Source organism: Rahnella sp. PAMC25559 (assembly GCF_050632365.1).
In the GTDB taxonomy this organism is placed as follows: Bacteria; Pseudomonadota; Gammaproteobacteria; order Enterobacterales; family Enterobacteriaceae; genus Rahnella; species Rahnella rivi.
The window spans coordinates 3,596,445-3,608,907 of the sequence record NZ_CP192543.1 but is presented as its reverse complement, the minus strand read 5'-3'; the positions used below and the strand labels follow the sequence as shown (position 1 = coordinate 3,608,907).

Annotated in this window: 11 protein-coding genes and 1 other annotated feature; of the genes, 3 read left to right on the top strand and 8 right to left on the bottom strand. The window is 51.5% G+C overall.

Features of this window, described 5'->3' with window-relative positions:
* Positions 1-13: 13 nt before the first annotated feature.
* Positions 14-1,423: an NADP-dependent phosphogluconate dehydrogenase gene (gene gndA, locus ACQZQY_RS17820; protein ID WP_056769574.1), complete on the top strand. Its 1,410-nt coding sequence runs from the start codon at positions 14-16 to the stop codon at positions 1,421-1,423.
* A 232-nt stretch (positions 1,424-1,655) separates the two neighbouring features.
* Positions 1,656-2,645 (top strand): LPS O-antigen chain length determinant protein WzzB, encoded by a 990-nt coding sequence (wzzB, locus tag ACQZQY_RS17815; RefSeq protein WP_431296116.1) that lies wholly within the window; start codon positions 1,656-1,658, stop codon positions 2,643-2,645.
* A 75-nt stretch (positions 2,646-2,720) separates the two neighbouring features.
* On the opposite strand, the gene hisIE is transcribed toward wzzB, so the two are convergent.
* From hisIE to hisG, 8 genes are read right to left on the bottom strand one after another with little or no spacing between them, the layout of a single operon-like run.
* Complete coding sequence (hisIE, locus tag ACQZQY_RS17810) at positions 2,721-3,335, bottom strand: bifunctional phosphoribosyl-AMP cyclohydrolase/phosphoribosyl-ATP diphosphatase HisIE (protein ID WP_431297206.1); 615 nt, start codon at positions 3,333-3,335, stop codon at positions 2,721-2,723.
* A 23-nt stretch (positions 3,336-3,358) separates the two neighbouring features.
* The gene (gene hisF, locus ACQZQY_RS17805; protein WP_056769579.1) at positions 3,359-4,132 is read right to left on the bottom strand and encodes an imidazole glycerol phosphate synthase subunit HisF; all 774 of its coding nucleotides are present in this window, start codon (positions 4,130-4,132) and stop codon (positions 3,359-3,361) included.
* Positions 4,114-4,851, bottom strand: coding sequence for a 1-(5-phosphoribosyl)-5-[(5-phosphoribosylamino)methylideneamino]imidazole-4-carboxamide isomerase (gene hisA / locus ACQZQY_RS17800; protein ID WP_431296115.1), 738 nt, complete (start codon positions 4,849-4,851; stop codon positions 4,114-4,116). The genes hisF and hisA overlap by 19 nt, the downstream gene beginning before the upstream one ends.
* Positions 4,852-4,856: 5 nt before the next feature.
* Complete coding sequence (hisH, locus tag ACQZQY_RS17795) at positions 4,857-5,447, bottom strand: imidazole glycerol phosphate synthase subunit HisH (RefSeq protein WP_056769583.1); 591 nt, start codon at positions 5,445-5,447, stop codon at positions 4,857-4,859.
* Positions 5,447-6,511 carry a bifunctional histidinol-phosphatase/imidazoleglycerol-phosphate dehydratase HisB gene (hisB, locus tag ACQZQY_RS17790; protein WP_371414295.1) on the bottom strand — a complete coding sequence of 355 codons (1,065 nt, stop codon included), beginning with the start codon at positions 6,509-6,511 and terminating at the stop codon, positions 5,447-5,449. Before hisB ends, hisH begins: the two co-directional genes overlap by 1 nt.
* 14 nt (positions 6,512-6,525) lie before the next feature.
* On the bottom strand, positions 6,526-7,653 hold the full coding sequence (gene hisC, locus ACQZQY_RS17785; RefSeq protein ID WP_183847424.1) for a histidinol-phosphate transaminase: 1,128 nt from the start codon (positions 7,651-7,653) through the stop codon (positions 6,526-6,528).
* On the bottom strand, positions 7,650-8,966 hold the full coding sequence (hisD, locus tag ACQZQY_RS17780) for a histidinol dehydrogenase (protein WP_431296114.1): 1,317 nt from the start codon (positions 8,964-8,966) through the stop codon (positions 7,650-7,652). Before hisD ends, hisC begins: the two co-directional genes overlap by 4 nt.
* 4 nt (positions 8,967-8,970) lie before the next feature.
* Entirely contained in the window at positions 8,971-9,870 is a 900-nt protein-coding gene (gene hisG / locus ACQZQY_RS17775; protein ID WP_056769589.1) for an ATP phosphoribosyltransferase, read from the bottom strand.
* Positions 9,871-9,965: 95 nt separating this feature from the next.
* Positions 9,966-10,087 (bottom strand) — a sequence feature (His leader region).
* Positions 10,088-10,414: 327 nt separating this feature from the next.
* On the opposite strand from hisG, the gene ACQZQY_RS17770 reads away from it, so the two are divergent.
* Positions 10,415-11,239, top strand: coding sequence for an SDR family oxidoreductase (locus ACQZQY_RS17770; RefSeq protein WP_431296113.1), 825 nt, complete (start codon positions 10,415-10,417; stop codon positions 11,237-11,239).
* Positions 11,240-12,463 lie beyond the last annotated feature (1,224 nt).

Genomic DNA, 12,463 nt, shown 5'->3' with positions numbered 1-12,463 from the left:
ACAGGAGTTGCTAATGTCCAAACAACAGATCGGCGTTGTCGGTATGGCGGTCATGGGCCGTAACCTCGCGCTTAACATCGAAAGCCGTGGTTATTCCGTTTCCATTTTTAACCGTTCCGGCGACAAGACTGATGAAGTCATCGCTGAAAACCCGGGTAAAAATCTGGTCCCGCACTACACCGTCGAAGAGTTTGTTGACTCGCTGGAAAAACCACGTCGTATCTTGCTGATGGTGAAAGCCGGTGAAGCAACTGACAAAACCATCGCATCCCTGACTCCGCATTTGGATAAAGGCGACATCCTCATCGATGGCGGCAACACTTACTATAAAGACACAATTCGTCGTAACCGTGAACTGTCCGAGCAGGGCTTCAACTTTATCGGTACTGGCGTTTCCGGCGGAGAAGAGGGTGCACTGAAAGGCCCATCTATCATGCCTGGTGGTCAGAAAGAAGCGTATGCACTGGTTGCTCCAATCCTCGAGAAAATCGCAGCACGTGCTGATGATGGTGATGCTTGTGTCGCTTACATTGGCGCAGATGGTGCAGGCCACTACGTCAAGATGGTTCACAACGGGATTGAATACGGTGACATGCAGCTGATTGCTGAAGCTTATTCTCTGCTGAAACAGTCTCTCAACCTGAACAACGAAGAACTTGCTGCTACTTTTGCTGACTGGAATAAAGGCGAGCTCAATAGCTACCTTATCGACATCACCAAAGATATCTTCACTAAGAAAGATGAAGAAGGTAAATACCTGGTTGACGTTATTCTTGATGAAGCGGCCAACAAAGGCACCGGTAAATGGACCAGCCAGAGCTCTCTGGATCTCGGCGAGCCACTGACCCTGATCACTGAATCAGTCTTTGCCCGTTACCTGTCTTCATTGAAAGATCAGCGTGTAGCTGCGTCAAAAGTATTGTCTGGCCCGGCGGTTAAACCTTTCGAGGGTGACAAAGCTGAGTTCATCGAGAAAGTGCGTCGCGCGCTGTATCTGGGCAAAATTGTTTCCTACGCTCAGGGCTTCTCACAGTTGAAAGCCTCTTCTGATGAAAACAACTGGGATCTGAATTACGGCGAAATCGCCAAGATCTTCCGTGCCGGTTGCATTATCCGCGCCCAGTTCCTGCAGAAAATTACCGATGCGTATGCTGAGAATGCTTCCATTGCTAACCTGCTGCTTGCTCCGTACTTCAAAAATATCGCTGATGAATACCAGCAAGCGCTGCGTGATGTGGTGTCTTATGCTGTTCAGAACGGCATTCCAACGCCAACGTTCTCTGCTGCGATCAATTACTACGACAGTTACCGTTCAGCAGTTCTGCCAGCTAACCTGATTCAGGCACAGCGCGATTACTTCGGTGCACATACTTACAAACGTACTGATAAAGACGGCGTATTCCATACGGAATGGTTGGATTAAGAGTACATTTTTTATCTGTATGTTAAACGGCCCTTTCGAGGGTCGTTTTTTTTAGGCCAAAATTGAAGCGATAAACTCACCCTCAATGTCAGCTATAAGTGATATTTCTGGCTAAGATTTTTCGGCCTAATCTCATAAAAATACTGAGTTCTAAGTGAGTTTTTATCGAGAAGTTGTTTATAATGCATTCATTAAACGTATGTAAAGTCGCGGATATTCTCTTAGGGCATTTATGAATCAAGATAAGAATAGTATGACGACAGATTTGTCGAAAAAAACATCTGATGAAATCGATTTAATGGATCTGGTCATTCAAATCTGGCGTGGTAAATGGATTGTGGTTTCATTTGTGGCTGTTGCCATTATCCTTGCGGTTATTTATCTTTCCGTTGCCAAACAAAAATGGACATCCGAAGCTATTGTGACTTACCCGGATTCTGGGCAAATCGCTAACTATAACAATGCGATGGGTGTGCTTTATGGCTTAACGCCTTCGAGTGTGCCGACGGTTATTGATGTTCAACAGCGTTTTTTTGGTCGGTTCAACTCCGCAATTTCAGCACTTTCTGAACAACTCGCTAATCAGCCGATTTCAGAAAAGCTAACAATTATACCTGCGGTCAAAGACCAGCCCACTCCGCTTAAGATTAGTTACACTGCGTCTGGTGCCGGTGAAGCACAAAAAACACTGACAACCTATATTCAGCAGATTAACAAACGTGTTGTCACTGAGCTTGATAATGACCTTCAAACCAGCATTAATTCTAAAATTGAAGATTTGAAGCAAGATTTAGCCACTCAGGAAAAAGTGGCGCAGGAGAAGAAAGATCTGCGCTTGAAAATGCTGAATCAGGCTTTGATTGTTGCGCAGGAGTCCAACATCAAAAATACCCTGGTGCAGCAGGCTGAAACACTTTCTGAAGATACGCTTTTTGTTCTGGGTAGTGATGCCCTTTCTGCAACCATTAAGAATGAAGCGACGCGACCATTGCCTTTAGATGCTTCTTATTACAACGCGCGCCAGGCTCTTATGGCCATCAGCGCACTGAAATCCAACCCTGATTCAACCTATGCGTTGCGCTACGTGATGAAACCTGATCTACCTGTTCATCGCGACAGCCCTAAAAAGAGCATTATTCTTGTTCTTGCTGTGCTGCTGGGCGGAATTATAGGTGCTGGCGTAGTGCTCGCACGTAACGCGATTAAAAATTACGCCCGTTAATTTTCAATTTAACGAAATAACAAAAAGCCGCCAATGCATCTGCAAAGGCGGCTTTTTTGTGTCCGAAATCCAGCGTTACTTCTTATGGCGCTGACGTAAATTCTCAATCACAGCACTGAGGTTCAGATCCTGATCCTGAAGTAAGACCAGCAAATGATAAACAAGATCTGATGCTTCATTTTTCAGTTCAAAGCGATCGTTGACCGTTGCCGCCAGCGCAACTTCGACGCCTTCTTCACCGACTTTCTGTGCAATACGCTTGGTGCCGCTGGCGTAAAGTTTCGCGGTGTAAGAGCTGTCCGGGTCGGCTGTTTTACGTGAGGCGAGCAACTCTTCCAGCTGATAGAGGAATGCCCAGTCGGTTTCTGCCGGATGGAAGCAGCTGTTATTGCCTTTGTGGCAGGTCGGGCCGACAGGGTTTGCCAGAACCAGCAGGGTGTCGTTGTCGCAATCCGGGGTGATGCTGACAACATTCAGATTGTTTTCTGATGTCTCCCCTTTGGTCCACAGACGTTCTTTCGTGCGGGAATAAAAAGTCACTTTGCCGGAAGACTGTGTAACGCTCAGCGCTTCCTGATTCATATAGCCAAGCATCAGCACTTCACCCGACACGGCATGCTGGATGATAGCCGGCATCAGGTTATCCACTTTTTCCCAGTCGAGCTGGCTGATTTGTTCTCCGGTCAGCAGACCGGTATTTACATCCTGATTACTCACAAGCGGATCTCCACGCCATTTTCGGCCAAGAAGCTTTTCAGCTCGCCAATATTAATGATTTGTTTGTGGAACACTGAGGCTGCCAGTGCGCCATCGACGCGTGCTTCTGTAAAGGCATCGAGGAAGTGCGGCATGGTGCCCGCGCCACCGGAGGCGATCAGCGGAACGTGACACACTTCGCGGATCATCTTCAACTGCTCCAGATCGTAGCCGTTACGCACGCCGTCCTGATTCATCATGTTCAGCACAATTTCACCCGCACCGCGCTCCTGAACTTCCTTCACCCAGTCGATGGTTTGCCAGGTAGTGATTTTGGTGCGCGCTTCATCACCGGTGAACTGATGAACCTGATAGGTTCCGGTCGCTGCGTCGTGCCAGGTATCGATGCCCACCACGATGCACTGTACACCATAACGGTCGGCGAGACGGCTGATCAACGTCGGGTCGGCCAGAGCAGGGGAGTTGATGGAGATTTTGTCCGCCCCGAACTGCAAAATACGTCCTGCATCTTCGAGGCTTTTAATGCCGCCAGCCACGCAGAATGGAATATCGATCACTTCTGCCACGCGCGACACCCAGCTTTTATCCACGACGCGCCCGTCACTGGATGCAGTGATGTCGTAGAACACCAGCTCGTCCGCGCCTTCCTGGGCATAACGCTGCGCCAGCGGCACGATATCGCCAATAATTTCGTGATTACGGAACTGCACGCCTTTCACTACCTGACCGTCTTTTACGTCGAGGCAGGGGATTATCCGTTTTGCCAGCATGAGATTGCCTCCGTCACATTAAATTTACCGTCGAGCAATGCGCGCCCGACAATCACGCCTTCAACGCCGCTGTCACGTAAGGCTGCAATATCCTCCAGCGAGCCGATGCCGCCGGAGGCCTGAAATGCAACCTGCGGATAGCGTGCAGTCACTTCGCGATAAAGCTCGACGTTAGAACCGGCCAGTGTACCGTCGCGGGAGATATCCGTGCACAGCACATGTTTCAGCCCAAAGGGCAAATACTGTTCGACGATATGCTCCAGAGTGGCGTTTGAGTTTTCCTGCCAGCCGCTGATGGCGACGTTTTTGGTGCCGTTCCTGTCGATGCGAACATCCAGCGCCAGCACCAGCGCATCAGCGCCAAAACGGCTGAACCAGCCCTGAACGGTGGCCGGATCTTTGACCGCCGTTGAGCCGACGACCACGCGTGTGGCACCGGCATTAAGCAACGCTTCGACGTCCTGCTCATTGCGGATGCCACCGCCGACCTGCACCGGCACGGAGACACCGGCCAGTAATGTCGTCAGCAGCGGGATCTGTCGTGCCGACGGGTCTTTTGCGCCGGTTAAATCGACAAGGTGTAAAACCTGCGCACCCTGCTGCTGATAATCCTGCAATCGCGGCAGCGGATCGTTGCCGTAGTCACGTTGCTGACCGTAATCGCCCTGATGCAAACGCACCACACTGCCTTCGATCAAATCCAAAGCGGGAATAATCATGCTGTTTACATCTCCAGAAAGTTTTTCAGCAACTTCGCGCCCGCGGCACCGGAACGCTCGGGATGAAACTGCACGCCGAAGAAGTTGTCTTTTTGTACGGCGGCGCTGAAGGGCTCGCCGTAAAGTGTCTGAGCGACTGTGTTTTCGCATACCGGCATGGCAAATCCGTGGACGAAATAGAAGTAAGCATTTTCATCAATGCCGCGGAATAAATGGCTGTCGGCGTTGGCGATTACCTGATTCCAGCCCATGTGCGGAAGAGGCAGCCCGAGATCTGGCATGCGCTGCACCGGCGTCTCAATGATACCGAGAGTATCAATGCCGCCGTTTTCCTCACTCGAGGACGCCAGCAACTGCATACCCAGACAGATCCCGAGAACAGGCTGGGTACAGGCTTTGATCAGTTCGATTAACGAACGTTCTTCCAGCTGTTGCATCGCGGCCTGCGCAGTCCCGACGCCGGGTAAAAAAAGCTTATCAGCCTGCAACACGATCTCGGCTTCCCGGCTCACCGTTGGCTCGTAGCCCAGCCGCTGAACCGCATATTTCACCGAAGAGAGGTTGGCACAGCCGGTATCGAGGATAACGACATTCATCACAGCACTCCTTTGGAACTCGGCAGGGTGTTGCCATCAACGCGAATTGCCTGGCGCAGTGTGCGGCCAAAGGCTTTGAACAGGCTCTCGACGCGGTGATGATCGTTTTTACCTTTGGTGCGCAGATGCAGGGTACAGGCCATAGCGTAGGACAGTGAACGGAAGAAGTGCTCGACCATTTCGGTGCTCAGGTCGCCGACGCGCTGATAGTTAAACTCGGCTTTGTATTCTAGGTGCGGACGCCCGGAGATATCCAGCGCGCAGCGTGCCAGACATTCATCCATTGGCAGCACGAATCCGAAACGTCCAATCCCGCGCTTGTCGCCGAGGGCTTTGTTCAGGGCCTCGCCCAGCGCCAGAGCGGTGTCTTCCACGGTGTGGTGATCGTCGATATACAAATCGCCTTTCACTTCGATGTTCATACGGAAACCGCCGTGCGTGGCGATCTGATCCAACATGTGATCAAAGAAGCCCACGCCGGTGCGGATTTTGCTTTCGCCTTCGCGATCCAGCCAGACATCCACATCAATCGCCGTTTCGCGGGTCACGCGGTTCACCCTGGCGTGGCGGTCGCGTTTGGTGAGCTGATCGGCGATGGCCGCCCAGTTCAGGGTATCGCGCTGATAACGCAGCCCGGCGATGCCCATATTGGCCGCCAGCTGAATATCGGTGTCACGATCGCCGATCACATAACTGTTGGCTGTATCGAGCAGCCCGCTTTCAAGGTAGCCCTGCACCAGTTTGGTTTTAGGTTTACGGCAATCGCAGTGATCGGCCGGAAGGTGAGGGCAAATCAGCACCTCATCAAAAACGATGCCCTGAGAGGTCAGGATTTGCATCATCAGGTCATGCGGTGGATCGAAGGTTTCCTGCGGGAAACTGTCGGTACCCAGTCCGTCCTGATTGGTGATCATCACCAGTTTAAATCCCGCGGTTTGCAGTGCCAGCAGGGCAGGGATCACACCCGGTTCCAGTGCCAGTTTGTCCAGACGATCGACCTGGAAATCTTCTGGCGGCTCTGAAATCAGGGTGCCGTCACGGTCGATGAAGAGCGTTTTTTGCAATAAAGGACTCTGGCTCACATGTGCTCCTTGCGGGGGCTGTTCTGTTGAATAAGAGGGGCATTGGCGCCCGGTAGCGGTTGCAAAGCATCAATGACGCGCTGCAGTTCCTGCCGTGTACCGATAGTGATACGTAAGCAGCCGGAAAGCCCCGGTTGCTTGTTCTGGTCACGTAAGATAATGCCCTGATCCCAGAGGTTTTTAAATACTGCGCTTGATGCGGTAAAACGCGCGAGAACATAGTTCGTCTCACTGGTGAAGACCTGTTCAACGCAATCGCATTTTCTCAGCTCTGCCAGCAACCATTCGCGATTTTGGGTCACTTCGGTCACGCGCTGACGCATAATCGCCAGCCCTTCCGGGCTCAGCGCCTGTGCCGCGATATCTGCCACCGGCGTAGATAAAGGATAAGGCGCGATCACTTTCATTAATAAGGCAATCAGTTCGCTGTTGGCAATCGTAAATCCGCAGCGCAGACCGGCAAGTGCAAAGGCTTTGGAAAGCGTGCGTAAAACCGCGAGGTGCGGATATTCCTGCAACCAGCCGGTGACTGTCGCCTGCGGGCAAAACTCAATATAGGCTTCATCAATTGCCACAATGGCGCGGCCACGGGTCATGTCTAATACAGCGCGAAGTTCATCCGGGCTGATAACATTGCCGGTCGGGTTATTCGGGCTACAGATATACACCAGCTTTACGCCGTCAAGAGCAGCTTCAATTGCCGGAAGATCCAAAGACCAGTCAGCTTTTGCCGCAACGGTACGGCCTTCCACGCCAATCGTCTCCGCGCTGACGCTGTACATGCCATAAGTTGGCGGACAATAAAGGATGGCATCTTTGCCCGGCTCACAGAATGCGCGGATCAAAAGCTCGATGCCTTCGTCAGCGCCCCGGCTGACCAGCACCTGTTCCGGATCAACACCGGCGTAAGCGGCATAGCGGTTGATCACCAGCGCAGGCTGACACTCCGGATACCGGTTGAAGGTCTGCGCGGTAAGTTCGAACTGCGGTGCAATGGCGTATTCGTTGGCGTTAAGCCAGACATCGCCGTTACCGCCGAGACGTCGGGCGGACTGATAGGGTGTCAGTTCGCGCACGTTCTGGCGTGCCAGAGACTGAATGCTCAGCGTGTTTTCATCGCTCATAATCCTTTCTCCTTCAGGGCATTGACCCGCAGTGTCACAGCATTTTTATGTGCAGTCAGTTGCTCCGCCTGCGCCAGGGTTTCGATGGTGGTCGCCAGACCAAGTAAACCTTCCGGCGTTAACTGCTGAACGGTCATCCGTTTCTGGAAATCCGCCAGACCGAGGCTGGAACAGGTGGCGGTGTATCCGTAAGTTGGCAAAACGTGGTTGGTGCCGGAAGCGTAATCGCCCGCCGATTCCGGTGACCAGTCGCCGAGGAACACCGAACCTGCGCTGGTAATACTGTCAACCAGCTGTTCCGGTTCACGGGTTTGCAGAATCAAGTGTTCCGGGCCGTAGGCGTTGCTGATTTCAATACACTGTGCGATGTCTTTCGCGACAATCAGACGGCTGCTGGCCAGTGCCTGACGGGCAATCTCGCTGCGGGACAGCGTTTGCAGCTGGCGCTCAACGGCTTCACCAACGGCCTGCGCCATGTTAACGTCCGGCGTCAGCAAAATGACCTGTGAATCCGGGCCGTGTTCTGCCTGAGAAAGTAAATCAGAGGCGACAAAGTCAGGTGTTGCGCCGCTGTCGGCAATCACCAGCACTTCGGAAGGCCCGGCTGGCATATCAATTGCCGCGCCGTCCAGACTTTGGCTGACCTGACGTTTGGCTTCGGTCACATAGGCATTGCCCGGCCCGAAGATTTTCGCCACGCGTGGCACGCTTTCTGTGCCAAAGGCCAGAGCGGCAATCGCCTGCGCGCCGCCGAGCTGATACACCTCTTCCACGCCGCAGAGCTTCGCGGCATACAGAATTTCGTCAGCCACAGGTGGTGGCGAGCACAACACCACTTTCTGACATCCGGCAATCCGCGCGGGCGTCGCTAACATCAATACCGTGGATACCAGCGGCGCAGATCCGCCCGGAATGTACAAACCTACAGACTGGATCGGGCGGGTCAGTTGCTGGCAACGCACGCCCGGCTGAGTTTCGATGTCCACAATGGACAGCTTTTGCGCCTGGTGGAACGTATCGATATTGCGAACGGCGTGCGCCATTGCCTGTTTAACGTCATCGCCTAAACGCGCTGATGCTGCCTCGATTTGTGCCGCAGTGACGCGCAGCCCTTGCACTTCAGTTTTATCAAAGCGGGCGCAAAACTCGCGCAACGCACTGTCGCCTTCACTGCGCACGCGGCGCAGGATTTCGCTGACAGATTCGGTAATACGGTCGGATGCCGAAATCGCCGGACGGGTCAGTAAATCGCGACGCTGTTGTTCGTCGCATTGCTGCCAGTCAATCGGGGTAGTGAACGCGTTAGGCTGCATGGCATTACTCCATCATTTTTTCGATTGGCAGAACCAGAATTGAGCTGGCGCCCAGCGCTTTCAGTTTTTCCATGGTTTCCCAGAACAGCGTTTCGCTGCTGACCATGTGCATCGCCACACGCTGCTGATCGCCGGCCAGCGGCAGAATGGTCGGGCGTTCAGCACCTGGCAGCAGAGCAACGATTTCGTCCAGACGCTCACTTGGCGCGTGCAGCATAATGTACTTGGATTCACGGGCCTGAATGACGCCCTGAATACGGGTCATCATTTTGTCGATGAGTTGCTGCTTGGCTTCCGGCATTTCGCCGTCGCGCTGGATCAGACAGGCTTTAGAGCGGTAAATCACTTCCACTTCGCGCAGGCCGTTGGCTTCAAGCGTGGCGCCGGTGGAAACCAGATCGCAAATTGCATCAGAAAGACCGGCGCGTGGCGCGACTTCAACAGAACCGTTCAGCAGACAGGATTTGAAATCAACGCCCTGTTTGTCGAGATATTGCTTGAGCAGGTGCGGATAGGAGGTGGCGATGCGGGAGTTTTGCAGGCTTTGCGGGCCGGTGTATTCTGCGTCAAGCGGGGTCGCGAGCGACAGACGGCAACCGCCGAAGTCCAGGCGACGCAGCGTGAAATAACGCGGATCTTCGCCCTGAGCGCGGCGTGCCAGCAACTCTTCTTCCAGCACGTTCTCACCGATGATGCCCAGATCAACCACACCGTCCATTACCAGCCCCGGAATGTCGTCATCACGGACACGCAGAATGTCGATCGGCATGTTTTCTGCGAAGGCGATCAGGCGTTGTTCCTGCAGATTGATTTTAATCCCGCAGCGTGCCAGCAATTCGCGTGACTCATCGCTCAGGCGACCCGATTTCTGCATTGCTATCCGTAAACGTGTTTTATCCAGCATGATGACCTCAATTTCTTTGTTTTCAGTTTTAATGTTTTGGTAAATGTTGTGTGCAGAGTTTTGTACAAATGCTTTTACTTCAATTCGTTAGGCCAAAAAAAAAGCCCCCGGAAGTGTTCTTCCGGGGGCTTTCTCTGCGTTCTGCTCCACTGGAAGATCTAGACAGTCTTCCAGCACCAATCGCCTGCAAGACTAGTCAGGGTGATGGTGATGATGGTGGTTAATCAGAACGTTTGTCATGTGAGTCTCTCTGAGTGTTCATTCGGTGCGGCGTTATTCATAACGAAGTCTGCGCCACACAAATCAAATTCGGTTGCCAATAAAACTAAACTATCGGGCGGCAAGTGCGCAACCTTTTTTTCGGATGATGAGTTTTTCTTATCTTCAGGGGCTGTTTCATCGAAAAAATGAATGATCTGTTCACAGTCTCCTGGAAAAGCTTACGCATCTATAAGGAGAGAAAGGCTAGAATAAAGAGAAGCGAGAACGCGAACGGCAGATGGCGCAGTAGTGACCATCGGCCACCGAGCAGAGGGAGTAACAGATGAAAAAGGTTTCTATTATTGGATTGGGCTGGCTGGGAATGCCTCTGGCGATGGCGCTGGCGGGCAGAAGCTACGACGTTGTGGGCAGCAAAACCACGCCTGACGGTGTAGATGCCGCCAGAATGGTCGGCATTGACTGCTATCCGTTAGTGTTCACCCCGGAGATGGAATGCGAAGCGGAAGATTTGGATAAACTGCTGAACGTTGATGCGCTGATCATCACCTTACCGGCACGCAGAACCGTCGAAGGCAGCGAGCTTTACTTCCAGGCCGTGCAGCAGCTGACAGACAGCGCGCTGGCACACAACGTAAAACGCATCATCTTCACCAGTTCCACGTCTGTTTACGGTGAAAGGGACGACATCGTGCGCGAAGGTTCCGCCCTTGAGCCGGTGACCTCCAGTGGAAAAGTGCTGAAAGAATTAGAAAGCTGGTTACACAGCCTGCCGCATACCTCGGTGGATGTGTTACGGCTGGCCGGTCTGGTGGGGGGCGATCGTCATCCGGGGCGCTTCATGGCAGGCAAAACGGACGTGAAAGGGGGGCAGAATGGCGTCAACTTGGTGCATCAGGATGACGTTGTCGCCGCCATCACCTTATTGCTCAGTCTGCCAAAAGGTGGGCACACCTATAATCTGTGCGCCCCTAAACATCCGGCAAAAGCCGAGTTTTACCCGGCGCTGGCCCGCCAGATGGGGCTTGAGGCGCCGACGTTTGCTGAAGAAACTTCAGCAGCCAAAGGAAAAATCGTCGACGGTGAGCGCATCTGCAAGGAGCTGGGGTTCGAGTATCAGTATCCCGACCCACGGACGATGCCTTTTTAATCGATTATCCATCATTACCCTGAGGGTAATAATAATATGTGATGACCTGCCGGATTTTGCGGCAGGTTTTTATTTGTGAACCTTAACTCCCGCCTCTTCGTTTTTGCTTTTGAATGAAAGTCTCCCGCCTCCAAAACCCTGTTTTTTGTTAAAGCAGTGCTTTCTTTATTTATAAAACCCCGCGAATAACCCTTTATTTCACTGGTTAATTAAATCCCCATGCTCATGGAGTAATGAAAGATGTTCTTTATGCTCTGTTAGCAGGTTTACGAGGAGCAGACTGCTGATTAGGTAATAATATTCCTAATCACTCTCTTTTTATTTGCGATTGTCCGGAATAAACCACTTTTTTAAGCCCAATCACTAAAGTTTTCGTGAAGAGTTGCCGATAGAGAAGCACGGGACATTGTCCTCTTTTCATCATATCTGCTTATCAATCTGGTCTGCTGACCGGATGACTTCCCGTCCCTGAACACATTCCCTTACACTCATTGTCTTTTTACTTTTCAAATCGTGTAGTTGTTCACGTTTTCAAAACCTTTTGAATCAAATTTAACCAAAATCCCGCAACACACTTCCTCTGCAAACCGCGTAATGACTGGGTTTTAACGCGATAGCACATTGATCACACTATCGGAAATTACCAGCACATTTCACTGCGCAAGCTATGCTTAATCACTGAATGTTCTTATCATTTGGCTTTAGCTGGTCTTTGTACAAATTGATCTCAAAAAGGCGAAAAAAGGCAGTCTGGGGAAGGGTTTTTAGATGCTTTTTTACTTTTGCGTTAAAACTGCGCAAATTTTTACGATAAAGTGCGCTTTTTAGGATAAAATAAATTTCTAAAGTGTGATGCGCGTCACACTTTATTCAAAATTTGTGATCAGTTAGATTGTATGTATAAAGGAAACAGGGGTAGAGTTGCGTCGTAGTAAGATTATTCCTAATAATGTATGTAAAAGCGTTTCACTGAATGAGATGCCATCACAGCAACGGACCCTGCCAGTACAACAAAACTGATATGTTTGAAGATTACTTAGCATTGCAATTGTCACACTTAATTTAGTTTACATCAGGAACAAACTTGTATTGGCGGTGAAGTAAATACCGCGGGATAAATCCATTTGTCATCGTGAGATTTATTAATCAGCCAATGAACTAATTGTTTTGATAGTGAAAAAATACTCCCTGACAGGCCGGGTAAAACTCTTGCTGCATGGAATA

Excerpts from the sequence above, each read along its gene's own strand:
- gndA (WP_056769574.1), top strand. The coding sequence starts at position 14 with ATGTCCAAACAACAGATCGGCGTTGTCGGTATGGCGGTCATGGGCCGT.
- hisC (WP_183847424.1), bottom strand. The coding sequence starts at position 7,653 with ATGAGCGATGAAAACACGCTGAGCATTCAGTCTCTGGCACGCCAGAAC.
- hisF (WP_056769579.1), bottom strand. The coding sequence starts at position 4,132 with ATGCTGGCAAAACGGATAATCCCCTGCCTCGACGTAAAAGACGGTCAG.
- hisD (WP_431296114.1), bottom strand. The coding sequence starts at position 8,966 with ATGCAGCCTAACGCGTTCACTACCCCGATTGACTGGCAGCAATGCGAC.
- hisH (WP_056769583.1), bottom strand. The coding sequence starts at position 5,447 with ATGAATGTCGTTATCCTCGATACCGGCTGTGCCAACCTCTCTTCGGTG.
- ACQZQY_RS17770 (WP_431296113.1), top strand. The coding sequence starts at position 10,415 with ATGAAAAAGGTTTCTATTATTGGATTGGGCTGGCTGGGAATGCCTCTG.
- hisG (WP_056769589.1), bottom strand. The coding sequence starts at position 9,870 with ATGCTGGATAAAACACGTTTACGGATAGCAATGCAGAAATCGGGTCGC.
- wzzB (WP_431296116.1), top strand. The coding sequence starts at position 1,656 with ATGAATCAAGATAAGAATAGTATGACGACAGATTTGTCGAAAAAAACA.
- hisA (WP_431296115.1), bottom strand. The coding sequence starts at position 4,851 with ATGATTATTCCCGCTTTGGATTTGATCGAAGGCAGTGTGGTGCGTTTG.